Origin of the sequence: Malikia sp., assembly GCF_028687635.1 — a bacterium.
In the GTDB taxonomy this organism is placed as follows: Bacteria; Pseudomonadota; Gammaproteobacteria; order Burkholderiales; family Burkholderiaceae_C; genus Malikia.
In genome coordinates this window covers 1-16,071 of record NZ_JAQTZS010000036.1, presented here as the reverse complement: position 1 = coordinate 16,071, position 16,071 = coordinate 1, and the positions used below count along the sequence as shown (strand labels likewise).

Here is a 16,071-nt window from a genome sequence, read left to right as displayed (position 1 = left end):
ATGGAGAGCCGCCCCGGCCTGTCGCGCTGGCTGGCGCTGGCGCTGCTGATCCTGGTCGCCGACCAGCTCAGCAAATGGTGGATCCTGGCCAACTATGCGCAGCACGAGGCCACGGTCCTGACCGGCTTCTTCAACCTGGTGCGGGTGCACAACCCGGGCGCGGCCTTCTCCTTCCTGGCGGATGCCGGCGGCTGGCAGCGCTGGTTCTTCACCGCGCTGGGTCTGGGGGCGGCCGGCTTCATCGTCTGGCTGCTGCGCGCCCATGTCGGCCAGCGCCTGTTCTGCTTCGCGCTGTCCTGCGTGCTGGGCGGCGCCCTGGGCAACGTGATCGACCGCATGCTGCACGGCTACGTGGTCGACATGCTCGACTTCCACTGGACTTGGCTGGAGCCCATGTTTGCCGGTGGCCATTTCCCGGCCTTCAACGTGGCAGACGTGGCGATCAGCGTCGGCGCGGCCGGGCTGATCCTGGACGAACTGCTGCGGGTGCGGCGAGCACGCAACTAGACCGGCCGGCGCCCGATCACGATCCGCGCGATGCAGGACTGCACGGTCTCGCGTGCCTGGTTCGAGGTCGTGATCTGGACCCGGACCATGCCGCGGTCGGGCTTGGATCTGGAGGGAGTGACCTCAAGCACCTCGATCTCGACGCTGAGCCGGTCGCCGGGCCGCGTCGGGCGCGGCCAGCGCAGCTCGTCGATGCCGGCGCCGACCATGCCGCCGACCGGCTTGAAGTCGCTGTCGACCAGCAGCCGCATCGTCAGCGACGCGGTGTGCCAGCCGCTGGCGGCCAGGCCGCCGAACAGCGTCGAGCGGGCAGCCTCGTCGTCGAGGTGGAACGGCTGCGGATCGTAGCGGGCGGCGAACTCGCGGATAGAGTCGGCGTCGAGTTCGAGGCTGGCCGAGGCGAAGCGCTGGCCCACGCTCAGGTCTTCCAGATAGAGTGCGGGCGTCATGGCAACAGGATGCTCGACCCGGTCGTCAGCCTGGCCTCCAGGTCGCGGTGCGCCTGCGCCGCCTGCTCCAGCGGATAACGCTGGTCGATGTGGATCTTGACCTGGCCGCTGGCGACGACCGCGAACAGCTCGTCGGCCATGACCTGGGTGCGCTCGCGGGTGCGGGCGTGGCTGACCAGGGTCGGGCGGGTGACGTAGAGCGAACCCTTCTGCGCCAGCACGCCGGGCGCGAATGGCGGCACCGCGCCCGACGAGTTGCCGAAGCTGACCATCAGGCCAAGCGGCTGCAGGCAGTCGAGCGACTGGGCCCAGGTGTCCTTGCCGACCGAGTCGTAGACCACCTTGACGCCCTCGCCGCCGGTGATCTCGCGCACGCGCGCGACGAAGTCCTCGCTGCGGTAGTTGATCATGTGGGCGGCGCCGTTGGCCAGCGCCAGCGCGCATTTCTCGTCGCTGCCGGCGGTGCCGATCAGGCGGTAACCCAGCGCCTTGGCCCACTGGCAGGCGATCAGGCCGACACCGCCAGCGGCCGCATGCCACAGGATGAAGTCGCCCGGCTCCAGCCCCTCGGCCGGCAGCGTGCGCTTGAGCAGGTATTGCGCGGTCAGGCCCTTGAGCATCATCGCGGCGCCGGTCTCGAAGCTGATGGCGTCGGGCAGGCGACAGACGCTCATGGCCGGCATGACGCGGACATCGCAATAGCTGCCCGGCAGGCCACTGCCGGCATAGGCGGCGCGGTCGCCGACCTGGAGGTGGGTCACGCCCGCGCCGACCGCCTCGATCACGCCGGCGCCCTCGCCGCCCAGCACCAGCGGCATGGTCATCGGGTAGAGCCCGGAGCGCTGGTAGGTGTCGATGAAGTTGAGGCCGATCGCATGATGCCGGATGCGGACCTCGCCCGGGCCGGGCTCGCCGACCTCGACCTCGACGAGCTGCAGTTGCTCGGGGCCACCATGCTGTTCGATGCGGATGGCGCGGCTCTTGAAGATAGCCATGGAAGATGTCTCCTGCTGAATGAATCGGGGGATGAGCGTGATCCTGCCATGAAATCCGGTGGCGGTCGGTAGAAAAGCCTTTTCAAGCCCCGGTCGATTGGCCAGAATCCGCAGGAAACCGTGCGAATCCAGCGCACTGATCCAGGGAGGAGAAGAACATGGATGTTCCGCTGCAACGCTCTGGCGCCATCGGTCGCGCCGTCATCGCGCTCGGCCTGGGACTGTGCGGTGCCGCCCAGGCCGGCATGCAGGTGCAGCCGCAGCCGGCCGAGCCCGCCCCCAAAACGGCCCCCGCGCCCGCTCCGGCAGCGCCCAAGCCGCGCATCGCCGCTGGCCCCGTGCCCTCCCCCGCGCAGCGCCCGGATGAAAAAACCGCCTGGTCGCCTTGCCTGCGGCTGATCAACGCCGCGGCGTTGGGAGCGGAGATCGACACCGAACGACGCCAGGCCCTGTTCGCGCATTGCGCGTCCTGAAGCCATCAACGGGAGTCCACCATGAAACGCATCCTTCGTTCGACCTCGACGCTGTGCCTGCTGCTGGCGCTGGCGGCCTGTTCCTCGACTGGCCAGCCTGGCCCGGACAGCGCCGTCACGACGCCGGCAGAGTCCGATCCAACCGAAGCGGACGCCACCACGGCAGCGGCCCAGTCCCGTGCCGGTGACTTGCTCGCCGAAGGGGACCGGCTGCAGGCCCTGGGCCGCTGCCGCGAGGCCTTGCCGCGCTACGGCATGGCGGCCCTCGAAGCCGGACCCAAGCGGGGACAGGCGCTGGCAGCCACCTATCTGTGTCACTGGCAACTGCAGCGCCCCAAGACCGCCGAGGAAAGTTTCACGCTGTTTCTTCGGCATGAGCTGGATCAGGGACGGCTGCCACTCAGGCTGCTGTTCCAGCCCGGCGAGACGCGCTATCTGGCCGATGCCAGGATCAGCGCGCCCTACGGCATGTGGCTGCGCCGCATCGCCGACGCCACGCTCGCCAGCCGCAGCTGCCTGACGCTGCACGGTCACGCCGGCCCGAGCGCGGTGGAGCAGTACCCAGCCGAGCTGCCGCTGCGGCGCGCGCAGGCGGTCCAGCGCCAACTCGAAACACTGGCGCCTGCGCTGAAGGACCGCATCAAGTCGGTGGCCGCCGCGCCGGACGAGCCAGCCGTCGGTAGTGCCAGCGACGACCTGCGCGATGCACTCGACCGGCGGGTGGAGTTCGCGCCGCACCCCTGCTGAACGGACTGCTCCAAGCCAGGCCAAGGCAGGCTTGCTAAAGTCCGGGCATGAACGCCAATTCCCAGCGCCTGGACGCCAAGACCGTCCTGCTGCTCACCCTCGCCCCCCTGCTCTGGGCCAGCAACACCATCGTCGGTCGCCTCGCGGCCGGCTGGATCCCGCCCATGACCTTCAACCTGCTGCGCTGGTCGATCGCGCTGCTGGTGCTGCTGCCGCTGGGCGGCTGGGTGCTGCGGCGCTCCAGTCCGCTCTGGCGCGAGTGGAAATACTTCACCCTGCTCGGCCTGCTGGCGATCGCGGGCTACAACTCGCTGCAGTATCTGGCACTGCACACCTCGTCGGCGCTCAACGTGACGCTGGTGGCCGCCAGCATGCCGGTCTGGATGCTGCTGGTCGGGCGCATCGGCTTTGGCGCGGCGGTGACGGCGAAGGCGTTGCTGGGCGCCGCGCTCTCGCTGGCCGGCGTCGGCCTGGTGCTGACGCAGGGCGAGCTCGCACGCCTGCTGCAGCTGCAATTCGTGCCGGGCGACGGCTGGATCCTGCTGGCGGCCTTCAGCTGGGCCTGCTACAGCTGGCTGTTGACGCGGCGCCAGGGCGGCGCGGCCGAGATCCGGCAGGACTGGGCCGCCTTCCTGCTGGCGCAGATCGCCTTCGGCCTGGTCTGGTCGCTGATGCTGACCACCGGCGAATGGCTGCTGCCGGCGCAGCCGCCGCAGATCATCTGGAGCTGGCAACTGGCGGCCGTGCTGCTGTTCGTCGCGCTGGGGCCGGCGCTGATCGCCTACCGCTGCTGGGGCGCCGGGGTCGGGCGCGCCGGCCCGACGCTGGCGAGCTTCTTCAGCAACCTGACGCCGCTGTTCGCGGCGCTGATGTCGGCCGCGCTGCTGGGCGAGCCGCCGCGCCCCTATCACGTCATCGCGTTCGCGCTGATCGTGGGCGGCATCCTGGTGTCGGCGCGGCGCTGAAGCGCCAGCCGCGGCCGCCTCAGGGTCTGGCGCGCGTGACCCACAGCACGCCGGCCAGCACCAGCGCGGTACCGGCCAGGATCCAGCCGTTCAGTGGCTCGCCCAGGATCCACATGCCCATGCCGATGGTGGAGAGCGGGCCGACCATGCCGACCTGCGCGGTCAGGCCCGGGCCGATGCGCTCGATCGCCATCATCACCATCAGCACCGGCGCGACCGTGCAGGCCAGCGCATTGAGCAGCGACAGCCAGATCACCTCGGGCGCGACGATGGCCGCCGACAGCGGCTTGAGCAGCAGGAACTGCAGGATGCACAGGAGGCAGGCCACGCTGGTCGCCAGGCCGACGAGGCGCAGCGAGCCATGGCGCTTGACCAGCTCGCCGCTGTAGACCAGGTAGAGCGCGTAGCTGACCGCGCTGGCGAACACCAGTCCGCCGCCGATCAGCGTGGCGTGGCCCTCGAAACTGAGCTCGTGGCCGAACACCAGCAGCATGCCGGCGTAGCTCAGCGCCATCGCGCCGTACTGCCGCGGGCGGATCGGACGCCGATACAGCAGCCAGCCCAGCAACAGCACCAGGGTCGGGTTCAAATAAAGGATCAGCCGCTCCAGGCTGGCACTGATGTATTGCAGGCCCCAGAAGTCCAGCATGCTCGCCGCGTAATAGCCGCTGAAGCCCAGCCCGAGGATGCCGAGCCAGTCCCGCCGTGTCAGAGGAACGACCGGCCGACTCGAATGGTAGGTGGCCCACCAGCTCAAGCCCAGGAACAGCGGCAGCGCGAACAGCATGCGGTACATGATGACCGTGACCGCATCGACGCCGTGGCGGTAGGCCAGCTTGACGATGATGGCCTTGCCGCTGAACGCGATCGCGCCCGCCAGCGCCAGCAGCAGCCCGGCACCGGAGCGGGGCGCGCGCGCCGCCGCGCTCATGTCGTCGACTGCTTGAACACCTTGAGCCACTTGGTCGCCGGCAGGCCCCAGCGCTCCTGCACCACCTCGGCGCGCGCGAGCAGTTCCATCCGCGTCGGGTGGCTGGGCGTGCGCTGCGCCAGCACGATGGTGTTGCCGTCGCGCGTCGGCTTGAAGGCCCAGACCGCCTCGGCGCCGAAGGCCGCCCGGATGCTTTCGAGCGATCGCTCGTAGCTGGCATCGCGGCCGAACAGGTTGACCGTCATGCAGCCCTCGTCGGTCAGCATGTGGCGGCAGTCGGCGTAGAAGTCGGGGCTGTCGAGCACCGGCGCGGCGGCCTCGTGGTCGTAGAGATCGACCTGCAGCGCGTCGATGCCGCCGTGGAAAGGCGCGTGGCGCACCACCTCGGCCGCGTCGCCCAGGATCACGCGCAGCTTGGCGCTGTCGGGCGGCAGCTTGAACCAGGTGCGGCAGGCCACGACCACCTGCGGGTTGATCTCGATCGCGGTGGTGTCCATCTTCAGCTTCTTGAAGTGGAACTTGGTCAGCGCGGCCGAGCCCAGGCCCAGCTGCATCGCGTGGCGCGCGGCCACCGTGTCGGGATCGACGAACAGCAGCCAGGCCATCATGCGCTGGACATATTCGAGCTCGATCTCGAACGGCTCCTTGATCAGCATGCTGCCCTGCACCCACTCGGTGCCCAGATGCAGGAAGCGGACCTCGCTGTCCTCCGAGATCGTGACCTCGGGCAGGTTGTCGGGATCAGTCCTGGTGCGGGTCCTGGTCGCCATCACACGCCCTCCTGCTGGGTCAGGCCATGGGAGGCGAACACCTCGCGCCAGGCCGCGAGCTTGCGCTCGAAGGACCAGCTCGCGTTGGCGGGACTGGAGGAAGGCAGACGGTGCACCGGCAGTCCCAGCGCGCGGGTGTGGCGCGCGTGCTTGAAGCTCTCGCCGCCGTTGTGCGCGAAGGCCTGCAGGCGCGGGCAGCGGGTTTTCAGGCCGTTCAGGTCGTTGAGTTGCGCGTTCTTGATTGCGCTGTCGAGGCTGCCCTCGCGCTCGCAGGCGGCGTAGACGTCCCAGACGCCCAGGCCATGGGCGCGCAGGGCGTCGGTCTTTTCGGAGTAGTTCATGTCGTGCAGCGGCAGGCCCCAGAGGGCGCCGAGGATGTTCCAGAATTGGTTCTGCGGGTGGGCATAGTAACGCTGTGCCCGCAGCGAGGTCACGCTCGGGAAGCTGCCGAGCACGATCAGGCGGGTGTCGGCATCGAGGATCGGCGCCAGACCATGCAGGCGCGCGGGCGGCAGCGGGGTGATGCTCATGGTTCGGGGTTGCTGGCAGCGCTGGCGGGAGACGAGCCCTCCACCTGGCGAACCGTCTGAACGGGTGAAACCGCCCCTGCCAGCAACGGCAGCAGCGCCGTCAACCTGGGCAAGGCCGCCAGCGCGTTGGCCGTGCTCAGGTCCGCCAGCGCATCGGGCGTCAGTCCGCGCAGCCCGGCCAGCCCGGCGCCGATGCGCGGCAGCTCGGCCGGACTGTTGAGGCCCTGCGGTCGGCCCGCCGCGCGCTCGGCGGCATTGACATAGCACCACTGCGGCGGGATGTCGGGTGCGTCGGTCTCAAGCACCAGCGCGTCGGGTGGCAGGGTGGCGAACAGCTGGCGCAACTGGCGCGCGGCATCGAAGGTCGCCGCGCCACCCAAGCCGAGCTTGAAGCCCAGCGCCAGCAAGACCTGCGCCTGCTGCAGGCTGCCGTTGAAGGCGTGCGCGATCCCGCCCGCGACCGGACGCCCGCGCGCGGCCGCCTCGCGCAGCCCCTTGAGCAGCCAGTCGACCGAGCGCCGCCCATGCAGGATGACTGGCAGGCCGTGGCGCTGCGCCAGCCGCAGCTGCTCGCGGTAGCACTGCCACTGGCGCTCGCGCATCGCGGGCGTGCAGAGTTCAGGCACGAAGAAGTCGAGCCCGATCTCGCCCACCGCGACCAGGCGCGGGTCACCGGCGCGGCGTTCGAGCTCGTCGGCCAGCGCCCGCAGGTCTGAGTCCAGCGCGCGCGGCACATAGAGCGGGTGGATGCCGAGCGCGTAGGCGTCGCCAGTCCGGTGCGCCAGTTCGCGCACGGCGTCGAAGTTGGCGCGCTCGACCGCCGGATAGACGCACAGGGCGACGCCCAGGGCGCGCGCGCTTTCGCGAGCCTGCAGGCCCAGGGCGTGATCCGGGCCGAACTCGGGCGCGTCGAGATGGCAATGCGTATCGATCCACATGCACCGATTATTCCGCAGCATGTCTAGCGAGTCTCTCTCTGCTAAGATTTCTGCTGTTGCCACGACGGTTCCAAATTCTTTTTTTGCCATCAGGCAGTCGGAGCCCAGCACAACAGTTCCCGGTAATTCGCCGTCCCACATGGGAGTCCGAGAGGTAGGCGCTTTGCTGAATGAGTCGGCGCAAGCTGACGCGGCCGGGCATGGCCGTCTCGCAGAAGGAATCACCGCCATTGATGGCGGCGAGGATGTCAATCGATTATTCACGCTCGCGCAGACCGCTGCCTGGTTCGCCGCGCAGAGGGCTGATGACTCGCGGGCGCAGTCAGCGTTATCCTGTCGCCATGAACTCCCCGCAAGACCTCACGATCCTGACCGGCGCCTCGCGCGGCATGGGGCTGGCCATGGCGCGCCAGCTGCTGCGCCCCGGCCATCTGCTGCTGTGCCTGTCGCGCCATCTCAACGACGAGCTCGCGCACGAGGCCCGCGCCGCCGGCGCCCATCTCGAACAATGGTCGGAGGACCTGAGCGACGCGGGCGAGGCGGTCGAGCGGCTCGAGCGCTGGCTGCACAGCCTGCACGCGCCCGCGCTCAACAGCGCCACGCTGATCAACAACGCCGGCCTGCTGCCCGCCATCGTCCCGCTGCAGGATTGCCCGGCCGATGAGCTGGTCCTGGCCCTGCGCGTCGGGCTGGAAGCGCCGATGCTGCTGTCGGGCGCCTTCCTGCGCGCGACCCAGGCCTGGGTCGATGCCGGCTGGCAGGGCGAGCGCAAGCTGCTCAACATCTCGTCGGGCCTGGGCCGGCGCGCCATGGCATCGCAATCGCCCTACTGCGCGGCCAAGGCCGGCCTGGACCATTTCAGCCGCTGCGTCGCGCTCGAACAGGCACAGCGGCCGCATGGCGCCAAGGTGGTGGCGCTGGCGCCGGGCGTGATCGCCACCGGCATGCAGGTCCAGCTGCGCGCGGCCGATCCGCAAGGTTTTCCCGACCGCGCGCGCTTCGTCGGGCTGCACGAGCAGGGCCTGCTGGCCAGTCCCGAGCAGGCCGCGGCCCAGGTGCTGGCCTGGCTGGATCGGCCCGACTTCGGCCAGGACGTGATCGCCGACGTGCGCGACGCAAGCTGATCTGGCGCTGACCCAGATCAGAACCTGCTGGCTGAGGGACTGGGATAATCACGCGCCATACCGTACCGGAGTCGAATTGATGAGCCACTTCGTCGATGCCAGCCTGATCGCCGCCGACAGCGCGCTGCGCACCCTGTTCGCCCCCCATCGCGCCAGCCGCCCCACCCCTGTCCCGACCACGCTGGAAGCCGTTCCGACCGAGCTGTCCGAGGCCGACCAGGCGCTGTCGGCCGCGCTGATGCGGGTCAACCATGTGGGCGAGATCTGCGCCCAGGCACTCTACACCTCGCAGGCGCTGGCCGCCCGCCTCGGCCCTGGCGGCGCACAGGAACGCGAACGGCTCGCGCGCCACCTGGAAGCCGCTGGTCAGGAGGAAACCGACCACCTGGCCTGGTGCAAGCAGCGCCTCGACGAGCTTGGCTCTCGGCCCTCGCTGCTCAACCCACTCTGGTACGCGGGCGCCTTCGGCATCGGGCTGCTGGCCGGCCGCCTGGGCCGCGCGACCAGCCTGGGCTTCGTGATCGAGACCGAGCGCCAGGTCGAGGCCCACCTCGACCAGCATCTCGACCAGCTGCCAGCCCAGGATCACGTCTCGCGCGCCATCGTGCAGCAGATGAAGGCCGACGAGATCCGCCATGCCGACGAGGCGCAGGCCGCTGGCGGCATGGTGCTGCCGGCCCCGGTCAGGGCCGTGATGCGCGCCTCGGCCAAGGTCATGACCACGATCGCGCGCCGCATCTGAACCGAAAGGTCAGTCGGCCTCGATCAGCTCGAAGCCGGTGGTGATCTCGGCCGTCTTGCCCAGCATGATGCTGGCCGAACAATACTTGTGGTGGCTCAGCTCGATCGCGCGCTCGACCGCGGCGGGCGGGATGCCCTTGCCGGTCACGGTGAACTGCATGTGGATCCTGGTGAAGACCTTGGGCTCGGTCTCGGCGCGCTCGCTGCTGAGCTTGACACTGCAGCCGCGCACATCGTGGCGGCCACGCTTGAGGATCAGCACCACGTCATAGGCGGTGCAGCCGCCGGTGCCGGCCAGCAGCGTCTCCATCGGGCGCGGCGCGAGGTTGGCGCCGCCGTTCTCGGGCTTGGCCTCGTCGGGCGCGCCGTCCATCATCAGCACATGGCCGCTGCCGGTCTCGGCCACGAAGCCCATGTTCGAGCGGGTGCCGGTGGCTCCGGTCCAGGTCACGGTGCATTCCATCAGGGGGACTCCAAAAAATTGAAGGGTTTTGCGAAAAAGTTGTTGCAACGCAAAAACCTAGGGTTTATACTAACGTCATTGTATGCAGACAGGCATCGGCAACGATTCCGCTGCATCGCCCGGGGCTCAGGCTCCGCTGACGATTGTCTCCTCTGCCCTCTATGGGTGGTTCTAGCCCGGATCTGCGATCCGGGCTTTTTTTTGTGTTTGTCACAAGCGTATCATCTAGCGAAAACAAAACAACTTTCGCCGCAGCATGAATCCCGTGGGCAGCAATCTGACCCGTTCCTATCCTTCATCTGGCCTGACGGCATGCGGCCTGCTGCTGGCTGGCGCCCTCTGTGGCAACCAAGTCGACGCACAGCCCACGACTGCAGGCAACGCCGTCAAAGCGACGACCACGACTGCGGCGCAGTTCACGCTGCAAATCGATGGCGCCATCAGCCCGCCCGATGGCGGCCAGCTCATCCAGCTCGATGCCTCAGTGCTCAGGGTGCTGCCCCAGTACAACGTGACGACCCACACCCCCTGGCACGATGGCGCGGTGACCTTCGGCGGGCCCCGGCTGGAGGACTTGCTCGAACTGCTGAAGCCGGCGGGCAAGACACTGCACATCACGGCGCTGAACGACTACTCGGTCGACATCCCCCTGTCCGACCTGCAACGCTACCAGCCCGTGCTCGCCTGGCAGCTCAACGGCCAGGCGATCAGCGTGCGCAACAAGGGTCCGCTGTTCCTGATCTACCCCTTCGACTCCTATCCCGAACTGCACAACCAGCTCTATTACGGACGCTCGATCTGGCAGGTCAGGAGGATCACGATCAGATGAAATCACCCGCCACGGGTCGCTCGCGCACGCTGCTGATCATCGCGCTGACGATGACGCTGCTGGTCGGCGGAGTGGGCTGGCTCCAGCTGCAGGAATGGCGGGCCGTCGAGCGCTCGCTGGCCATCAACCGCTCGAACACGCCCTGGAACTACTACCAGTTCGAACTGGAATACCTGAGGCTGCTCAACCAGCTCCAGCACACCCTGCGCGCGGGTCGGCACAACGCCGACATGGCCGAGCTCGCGCTGCGCTACCAGATCCTCGCGAGCCGCTTCGAGCTGCTGCGCCAGGGCGATGCTGGCGCACAGCTCCGGAAATTGCCCGAATTGGCACCCATCGTCACCAGCATCGAGCATGTCCTGGCGTCCCTGGACCCCTACCTGGGCGATGAATCCAGCCCCCCGCCCTTCGACAGCGACCAGCTGGCACGGATGGAGCCGCTGCTGGCCAGGCAGATCAGCACGGTCAGGCAACTGGTCCTGGGCAGCACGGCGGCACAGAACCACCAGACCACCGAGCACCTGCATGTCATACGCGAGCAGCTCAAGACCACCACGGTTTCCGTGTCCACGCTGGCACTGCTGGTGCTGGCCTTCGCCTTCCTGATCCTGCGCCAACTGCGGCTCGCGCACCGGCGCAACGACGAGCTCGGCGCCCTGCACACCGAGATGAGCCACCGCGCCACGCACGATGCCCTGACCGGACTGAGCAACCGCGACGAATTCGAACGCCGGCTCGATCTCAGGCTGGCATCGCTGCGCCCGCAGCAGGCCGAGGACGGCGTACTGTTCATCGACCTCGACCGCTTCAAGGTGGTCAACGACGCCTGCGGCCACCATGCCGGCGACCAGCTGCTGCGCGAAGTGGGCCGACTGCTCGGCGCGAGCCTGCGCCCCAGCGACACCTTGGCGCGCCTGGGCGGCGACGAGTTCGGCGTGATCCTGCACGAGCGCCAGCAGCCGCAGGCGCTGCAAATCGCCGAACAGCTCTGCGCGCGGCTGGATGGCTACCGCTTCGTGTTTTCCGGGCAACGCTTTCACATCGGTGCCAGCGTCGGCCTGGTCATGCTCAACGGGCGCTGGACCAGCACGGGGGCCGTGCTGCAGGCGGCGGACTCGGCGCGCTACGTGGCCAAGTCCATGGGCAGCAACCGCGTCCATCTGTATCACGAGAGCGACTGCGACATCGAAGCCTATCGCGGCCAGATGCACTGGATGCAAAGGCTGGATCGCGCCCTCGACGAGGACCAGCTGCGCCTCTACTGGCAGCGCATCGTGCCGCTGCGGGAAAGCCTGCCGCCGCGCGGCATCAAGGGCGAGGTGCTGCTGCGGCTGCAGGAGGGCGACGAGCTGCTCGGACCGCAAAAACTGCTGCAGGCCGCCGAGCGCTTCGGCATGACCAGCCGCGTCGACCGCTGGGTGATCGGCGCGACGCTGGACTGGCTGGAGCAGCACCGCGATGCCCTCGATGGCCTCGCGGAACTGGCGATCAACCTGTCCGGACAGTCGGTCGGCGACAAGGCCTTTCACCGTTTCCTGATCGACCAGCTCGAACGGCGCCGCCTGCCCGGAGGCAAGCTGGTGTTCGAGATCACCGAGACCGCCGCGATCGCCAACATCGACGAAACGCGGACCCTGATCAAGACCCTGCAGGGGCTGGGCGTGAAGGTGGCGCTGGACGACTTCGGCAGCGGCATGTCGTCCTTCGGCTACCTCAAGAGCCTGCCGGTGGATTACCTCAAGATCGACAGCCAGTTCATACGCGGGCTGGCGCGGGACGCCTACGACCAGGTCACCGTGCAGGCGATCTGCCGCGTGGCCCAGGTCACGGGCAAGCTCACGATCGCCGAGGGCATCGAGGACGAGCAGGTCGAGGCCCTGCTGCGCGACTATGCCGTCGATTTCGGCCAGGGCTACCACTGGCACCGGCCCGAACCCCTGGACCGCCTGCTGCAGGCGATCGCCGAGCCGGATTTATGATGGAGGGCTGACCTTGCCCGCGGCCCGGCCCCGCGCCGCCATTTTCCATTCGCCCGCCCAGCCAGCCCCCCACGCCCCTCACTATGCCCCAGACGACTCCCGCCCTGACTCCCGCCGACTACCTCAAGAAGATCCTGACCGCGCGCGTCTACGACGTCGCGGTCGAGACGGCGCTGGAGCCGGCCCGCAACCTGAGCCGGCGCCTGCGCAACCAGATCCTGCTCAAGCGCGAGGACCAGCAGCCGGTGTTCAGCTTCAAGCTGCGCGGCGCCTACAACAAGATGGCGCACCTGACGCCCGAGCAGCTGGCCAAGGGGGTGATCTGCGCCTCGGCCGGCAACCACGCGCAGGGCGTGGCCCTGGGCGGGCGCAAGCTCGGCACCCGGGCCGTGATCGTGATGCCGACCACCACGCCCCAGCTCAAGATCGACGCGGTCAAGGCACTCGGTGGCGAGGTCGTGCTGGCCGGCGAGAGCTATTCCGACGCCTACGACCATTCGATCCAGCTGCAACAGGAGCAGGGCCTGACCTTCGTCCACCCCTTCGACGACCCGGACGTGATCGCCGGCCAGGGCACGATCGCGATGGAGATCCTGCGCCAGCTGCAGGGCCTGGGCTCGGACCGGCTCGACGCGGTCTTCGTCGCGATCGGCGGCGGCGGCCTGATCGCGGGCGTGGCCAACTACATCAAGGCGCTGCGCCCCGAGATCAAGGTGATCGGCGTGCAGATGAACGACTCCAGCGCGATGATGCAGTCGGTCGCGGCCGGGCATCGCGTCACGCTGTCCGAGGTCGGGCTGTTCTCGGACGGCACCGCGGTCAAGCTGGTCGGCGAGGAGACCTTCCGGATCGCGCGGCAGCTGGTCGACGGCTATGTCACGGTCGACACCGACGAGGTCTGCGCCGCGATCAAGGATGTCTTCGTCGACACCCGCTCGATCGTCGAGCCGGCCGGCGCGCTGGCCGTGGCGGCGATCAAGAAATACGTCGCCGAGCACCACACCGAGGGCGAGACCTACGCCGCCATCCTGTGCGGCGCCAACATGAACTTCGACCGGCTGCGCTTCGTCGCCGAGCGGGCCGAGGTCGGCGAGGAACACGAGGCGCTGTTCGCCGTCACGATCCCCGAGGAGCGCGGCAGCTTCCGCCGCTTCCTGGAGGCGATCGAACACCTGCCGGGCGGGTCACGCAGCGTGACCGAGTTCAACTACCGCATCAGCGACGCGAAGGTCGCGCATGTCTTCCTGGGTCTGACCGCACACGGCAAGGGCGAGAGCGCGAAGATCGCGGCCAACTTCGACCAGCAGGGCTTTGCCACGCTGGACCTGACGCACGACGACCTGGCGCAGGAGCATATCCGCCACATGGTCGGTGGCCATTCGCCGCTGGCGCAGGACGAGCGCCTGTTGCGCTTCACCTTCCCCGAGCGTCCGGGCGCCCTGCTCAAGTTCCTGAGCCTGATGCGGCCGAACTGGAACATCAGCCTGTTCCACTACCGCAACCAGGGTGCCGACTACGGCCGCATCCTGGTCGGGCTGCAGGTGCCGCAGGCCGATGGCCAGGCCTTCGAGGATTTCATCGCCACGCTGGGCTACCCGCATGTCGAGGAAACACAGAACCCGCTCTACCGCCTGTTCCTGCAGGCCTGAGCCGACTCAACGCGGCCGGGTGCTTGCGCCCCCGGTCTTCCGCTTCAGCGCCTGGGCGGCAGACTCAGGCGCTGCGTGGCCTCGCCCTCGGCGGGACCGAGCCAGGCCTCGCGCGGCGTGAGTTCGCGCAGCAGCAGTCCGCCGGGCAGCGCCGCGCCGACCCGGTAGGGCTTGGGCGGCTGGCCGTCGGTCGCGATCAGCGCCGCGCCACGGCCGCCCGCAGCGCGCACCACGCCGAGCAGCACGTGACGGCTGGCATCGGCCGGCGCAGGCTCGGCAGCGACAGGCACCCCGGCGCCCAGGCCACGGGCCACGGCCCGCGGGTCGGCGAGCGTCCGCTCGGCCGCCGGCGCCGGCACCGAGGCCAGCTCGGCATCGCCCCAGCCGTGCAGACCCCAGTAGCTGGCCGACAGGCCGGCCAGCAGCCAGAGGCCGGCGGCCAGCCAGCGCGGTGCCGCAGCGGCCTGAAAGGCGGGACGCAGGGTGCGGGACATTTTGACCTCCTCCTCGGCCTGAAGGCCGAGGATTCCTACCGGGTGGGTGCGCGCGCTAGGCATGCATCAGCCCCTCGGTGGGTTCCTGCTTCTTCGCGGCTGCGCGCTTCGCCCTCGCGGGCTTGGCGCGGCTGACTTCCGCTCCACAGGCTGTGGTCCCGCAGGACCAGACCGCCAGTCCGGCGGCCAGGATGTTCTTCGCGGCGTTCGTGTCCGCGTTTTCGGTGTGGCCACAGGCCACACAGGCAAAGACGCTTTGCGTCTGGCGGTTGTCGGCCGAGACATGGCCACAGTGGCTACAGCGCTGGCTGGTGTAGGCCGGGTTCACTGGCACCACGGCTCCGCCTCGGGCTGCGCACTTGTATTCGAGCTGGCGACGGAACTCGGCCCAGCCTTGATCGAGGATCGCCCGGTTCAGCCCCGCCTTCTGTCGCACCCGCTTGCCCGGTGCCTCCACCGTGCCGGCGGCACTGGCCGACATCGCCGCGACCCTCAGGTCCTCGATGGCGATGACGGGGTGTGCATCGGCCAGCCGGGTGCTGAGCTTGTGGAGCCAGTCGCTGCGCTGCGCGGCGATGCGCGCGTGGATGCGGCTGAGCCGCTCCACCGCCTTGCGGCGATTGCGCGAGCCCTTGACCTTGCGCGAGACGGCGCGCTGGTAGCGCTTGAGGCGGCGCTGCTGGCGCTCCAGCGCATTGAGCGGCTGGATCTTCTGGTCGTCGCTGGTCGCCGCGAACAGGGCCACACCCAGATCGATGCCCAGCGTCGGCGCCAGATCTGCGGCCGGCAACACGTCGGGCAACTCCACCTGCAGCGACACGAACCAATGACCGCGCTCGCGCGTGACCGTGGCGTTGCGCAGTTCGCCGACCACGGGCTGCGACAGGCGAACGCGCTGCCAGCCGAGCTTGGGCAGCTTCACGCGGGAAGTGCCCGCATCGAACGCGAACTGCTTTGGATCGGGGAAGCGCAGACCCGGATCCTGCCCGCGATGCTTGAACTTCGGATAGCCGCCCTGGCCCGCGAAAAAGCGCTGGTATGCGGCTTCGAGCCGGCGCAGCGTCTGCTGCAGCGGATGGATCGGGGCTTCAGCGAGCCAAGCGGTTTCGGGCGCGTGTCGCCATGCAGTGAGCCACTTGCACATGGCCGCGTGCCCGGCGAACTTCTCTCCCGCCTCGCGCCGGCGCTGCTGCTCGGCGATCGCGGCATTCCACACCCAGCGGCACGAGCCGGCAAACCGGCGCAGGGCGCGCTCGGTGCCGGTCTTCAAGCGAAGCTGGAAACGGAAAGCCTTGATCGACATGGTTCAGTCATCGTAGCAGAGCGCACTGTACACGGACTGAAAGGCCCGCTGCGCGGGCAGGGCGATTGCGCTATGTAGCCCGGGAATGATCTGAGACTGGGCTATTGAGCTGGCCGGGTGGATACTGAAGGCATGCTTGCCAACCCCCAGACCTACTTCGCTGAGTTGCCCGACCCCAGGCGGC

18 protein-coding genes are annotated in these 16,071 nt (G+C 68.8%); 9 read left to right on the top strand and 9 right to left on the bottom strand.

Annotated features, from left to right (window positions below; all coding sequences use genetic code 11):
* The gene (lspA, locus tag PHR85_RS14385; RefSeq protein ID WP_300055627.1) at positions 1 to 507 is read left to right on the top strand and encodes a signal peptidase II; all 507 of its coding nucleotides are present in this window, start codon (positions 1 to 3) and stop codon (positions 505 to 507) included.
* Here the strand turns inward: lspA and PHR85_RS14380 are convergent.
* Both PHR85_RS14380 and PHR85_RS14375 read right to left on the bottom strand, forming a co-directional pair.
* Positions 504 to 956, bottom strand: coding sequence for a MaoC family dehydratase (locus tag PHR85_RS14380; protein ID WP_300055624.1), 453 nt, complete (start codon positions 954 to 956; stop codon positions 504 to 506). The genes lspA and PHR85_RS14380 overlap by 4 nt on opposite strands.
* Entirely contained in the window at positions 953 to 1,951 is a 999-nt protein-coding gene (locus PHR85_RS14375) for a quinone oxidoreductase (RefSeq protein WP_300055621.1), read from the bottom strand. Before PHR85_RS14375 ends, PHR85_RS14380 begins: the two co-directional genes overlap by 4 nt.
* 158 nt (positions 1,952 to 2,109) lie before the next feature.
* Between PHR85_RS14375 and PHR85_RS14370 the strand changes: the two genes are divergently transcribed.
* The 3 genes from PHR85_RS14370 to PHR85_RS14360 are packed head-to-tail and all read left to right on the top strand — an operon-like array spanning position 2,110 to position 4,136.
* Positions 2,110 to 2,424: a hypothetical protein gene (locus tag PHR85_RS14370; protein WP_300055618.1), complete on the top strand. Its 315-nt coding sequence runs from the start codon at positions 2,110 to 2,112 to the stop codon at positions 2,422 to 2,424.
* A gap of 21 nt (positions 2,425 to 2,445) precedes the next feature.
* On the top strand, positions 2,446 to 3,171 hold the full coding sequence (locus tag PHR85_RS14365) for a hypothetical protein (RefSeq protein ID WP_300055615.1): 726 nt from the start codon (positions 2,446 to 2,448) through the stop codon (positions 3,169 to 3,171).
* A gap of 47 nt (positions 3,172 to 3,218) precedes the next feature.
* Positions 3,219 to 4,136 carry a DMT family transporter gene (locus PHR85_RS14360; protein ID WP_300055613.1) on the top strand — a complete coding sequence of 306 codons (918 nt, stop codon included), beginning with the start codon at positions 3,219 to 3,221 and terminating at the stop codon, positions 4,134 to 4,136.
* Between the two features lie 19 nt (positions 4,137 to 4,155).
* On the opposite strand, the gene PHR85_RS14355 is transcribed toward PHR85_RS14360, so the two are convergent.
* From PHR85_RS14355 to PHR85_RS14340, 4 genes are read right to left on the bottom strand one after another with little or no spacing between them, the layout of a single operon-like run.
* Positions 4,156 to 5,067: a DMT family transporter gene (locus PHR85_RS14355; RefSeq protein ID WP_300055610.1), complete on the bottom strand. Its 912-nt coding sequence runs from the start codon at positions 5,065 to 5,067 to the stop codon at positions 4,156 to 4,158.
* Complete coding sequence (locus PHR85_RS14350; RefSeq protein WP_300055607.1) at positions 5,064 to 5,837, bottom strand: spermidine synthase; 774 nt, start codon at positions 5,835 to 5,837, stop codon at positions 5,064 to 5,066. The genes PHR85_RS14355 and PHR85_RS14350 overlap by 4 nt, the downstream gene beginning before the upstream one ends.
* On the bottom strand, positions 5,837 to 6,367 hold the full coding sequence (locus tag PHR85_RS14345) for a DNA-deoxyinosine glycosylase (protein WP_300055603.1): 531 nt from the start codon (positions 6,365 to 6,367) through the stop codon (positions 5,837 to 5,839). The genes PHR85_RS14350 and PHR85_RS14345 overlap by 1 nt, the downstream gene beginning before the upstream one ends.
* A complete protein-coding gene (locus tag PHR85_RS14340) occupies positions 6,364 to 7,305 on the bottom strand; it encodes a TatD family hydrolase (RefSeq protein WP_300055600.1) in 942 nt (313 codons plus the stop codon). The genes PHR85_RS14345 and PHR85_RS14340 overlap by 4 nt, the downstream gene beginning before the upstream one ends.
* Before the next feature lie 341 nt (positions 7,306 to 7,646).
* Here PHR85_RS14340 and PHR85_RS14335 point away from each other — a divergent pair, with 341 nt between their 5' ends.
* The gene (locus PHR85_RS14335; protein WP_300055597.1) at positions 7,647 to 8,429 is read left to right on the top strand and encodes an SDR family NAD(P)-dependent oxidoreductase; all 783 of its coding nucleotides are present in this window, start codon (positions 7,647 to 7,649) and stop codon (positions 8,427 to 8,429) included.
* Positions 8,430 to 8,508: 79 nt separating this feature from the next.
* Entirely contained in the window at positions 8,509 to 9,171 is a 663-nt protein-coding gene (gene coq7 / locus PHR85_RS14330) for a 2-polyprenyl-3-methyl-6-methoxy-1,4-benzoquinone monooxygenase (RefSeq protein ID WP_300055594.1), read from the top strand.
* A gap of 9 nt (positions 9,172 to 9,180) precedes the next feature.
* Here coq7 and PHR85_RS14325 read toward each other — a convergent pair whose 3' ends face one another.
* Positions 9,181 to 9,633, bottom strand: a complete 453-nt coding sequence (locus tag PHR85_RS14325) for an OsmC family protein (protein ID WP_300055591.1) — start codon at positions 9,631 to 9,633, stop codon at positions 9,181 to 9,183.
* Positions 9,634 to 9,889: 256 nt separating this feature from the next.
* On the opposite strand from PHR85_RS14325, the gene PHR85_RS14320 reads away from it, so the two are divergent.
* The 3 genes from PHR85_RS14320 to ilvA all read left to right on the top strand — a co-directional run bounded on the left by PHR85_RS14320 (position 9,890) and on the right by ilvA (position 14,090).
* Positions 9,890 to 10,462, top strand: coding sequence for a molybdopterin-dependent oxidoreductase (locus PHR85_RS14320; RefSeq protein ID WP_300055588.1), 573 nt, complete (start codon positions 9,890 to 9,892; stop codon positions 10,460 to 10,462).
* Entirely contained in the window at positions 10,459 to 12,441 is a 1,983-nt protein-coding gene (locus PHR85_RS14315) for an EAL domain-containing protein (protein WP_300055585.1), read from the top strand. Before PHR85_RS14320 ends, PHR85_RS14315 begins: the two co-directional genes overlap by 4 nt.
* An 83-nt stretch (positions 12,442 to 12,524) precedes the next feature.
* The gene (ilvA, locus tag PHR85_RS14310) at positions 12,525 to 14,090 is read left to right on the top strand and encodes a threonine ammonia-lyase, biosynthetic (protein WP_300055582.1); all 1,566 of its coding nucleotides are present in this window, start codon (positions 12,525 to 12,527) and stop codon (positions 14,088 to 14,090) included.
* 44 nt (positions 14,091 to 14,134) lie between these two features.
* On the opposite strand, the gene PHR85_RS14305 is transcribed toward ilvA, so the two are convergent.
* Both PHR85_RS14305 and PHR85_RS14300 read right to left on the bottom strand, forming a co-directional pair.
* Entirely contained in the window at positions 14,135 to 14,584 is a 450-nt protein-coding gene (locus PHR85_RS14305; protein WP_300055579.1) for a type II secretion system protein N, read from the bottom strand.
* Positions 14,585 to 14,639: 55 nt separating this feature from the next.
* On the bottom strand, positions 14,640 to 15,887 hold the full coding sequence (locus PHR85_RS14300; protein ID WP_300055576.1) for a transposase: 1,248 nt from the start codon (positions 15,885 to 15,887) through the stop codon (positions 14,640 to 14,642).
* Between the last annotated feature and the right edge of the window lie 184 nt (positions 15,888 to 16,071).

Coding starts and splice junctions, on each gene's coding strand:
- lspA (WP_300055627.1), top strand. CDS start 1: ATGGAGAGCCGCCCCGGCCTGTCGCGCTGGCTGGCGCTGGCGCTGCTG.
- PHR85_RS14380 (WP_300055624.1), bottom strand. CDS start 956: ATGACGCCCGCACTCTATCTGGAAGACCTGAGCGTGGGCCAGCGCTTC.
- PHR85_RS14375 (WP_300055621.1), bottom strand. CDS start 1,951: ATGGCTATCTTCAAGAGCCGCGCCATCCGCATCGAACAGCATGGTGGC.
- PHR85_RS14370 (WP_300055618.1), top strand. CDS start 2,110: ATGGATGTTCCGCTGCAACGCTCTGGCGCCATCGGTCGCGCCGTCATC.
- PHR85_RS14365 (WP_300055615.1), top strand. CDS start 2,446: ATGAAACGCATCCTTCGTTCGACCTCGACGCTGTGCCTGCTGCTGGCG.
- PHR85_RS14360 (WP_300055613.1), top strand. CDS start 3,219: ATGAACGCCAATTCCCAGCGCCTGGACGCCAAGACCGTCCTGCTGCTC.
- PHR85_RS14355 (WP_300055610.1), bottom strand. CDS start 5,067: ATGAGCGCGGCGGCGCGCGCGCCCCGCTCCGGTGCCGGGCTGCTGCTG.
- PHR85_RS14350 (WP_300055607.1), bottom strand. CDS start 5,837: ATGGCGACCAGGACCCGCACCAGGACTGATCCCGACAACCTGCCCGAG.
- PHR85_RS14345 (WP_300055603.1), bottom strand. CDS start 6,367: ATGAGCATCACCCCGCTGCCGCCCGCGCGCCTGCATGGTCTGGCGCCG.
- PHR85_RS14340 (WP_300055600.1), bottom strand. CDS start 7,305: ATGTGGATCGATACGCATTGCCATCTCGACGCGCCCGAGTTCGGCCCG.
- PHR85_RS14335 (WP_300055597.1), top strand. CDS start 7,647: ATGAACTCCCCGCAAGACCTCACGATCCTGACCGGCGCCTCGCGCGGC.
- coq7 (WP_300055594.1), top strand. CDS start 8,509: ATGAGCCACTTCGTCGATGCCAGCCTGATCGCCGCCGACAGCGCGCTG.
- PHR85_RS14325 (WP_300055591.1), bottom strand. CDS start 9,633: ATGGAATGCACCGTGACCTGGACCGGAGCCACCGGCACCCGCTCGAAC.
- PHR85_RS14320 (WP_300055588.1), top strand. CDS start 9,890: ATGAATCCCGTGGGCAGCAATCTGACCCGTTCCTATCCTTCATCTGGC.
- PHR85_RS14315 (WP_300055585.1), top strand. CDS start 10,459: ATGAAATCACCCGCCACGGGTCGCTCGCGCACGCTGCTGATCATCGCG.
- ilvA (WP_300055582.1), top strand. CDS start 12,525: ATGCCCCAGACGACTCCCGCCCTGACTCCCGCCGACTACCTCAAGAAG.
- PHR85_RS14305 (WP_300055579.1), bottom strand. CDS start 14,584: ATGTCCCGCACCCTGCGTCCCGCCTTTCAGGCCGCTGCGGCACCGCGC.
- PHR85_RS14300 (WP_300055576.1), bottom strand. CDS start 15,887: ATGTCGATCAAGGCTTTCCGTTTCCAGCTTCGCTTGAAGACCGGCACC.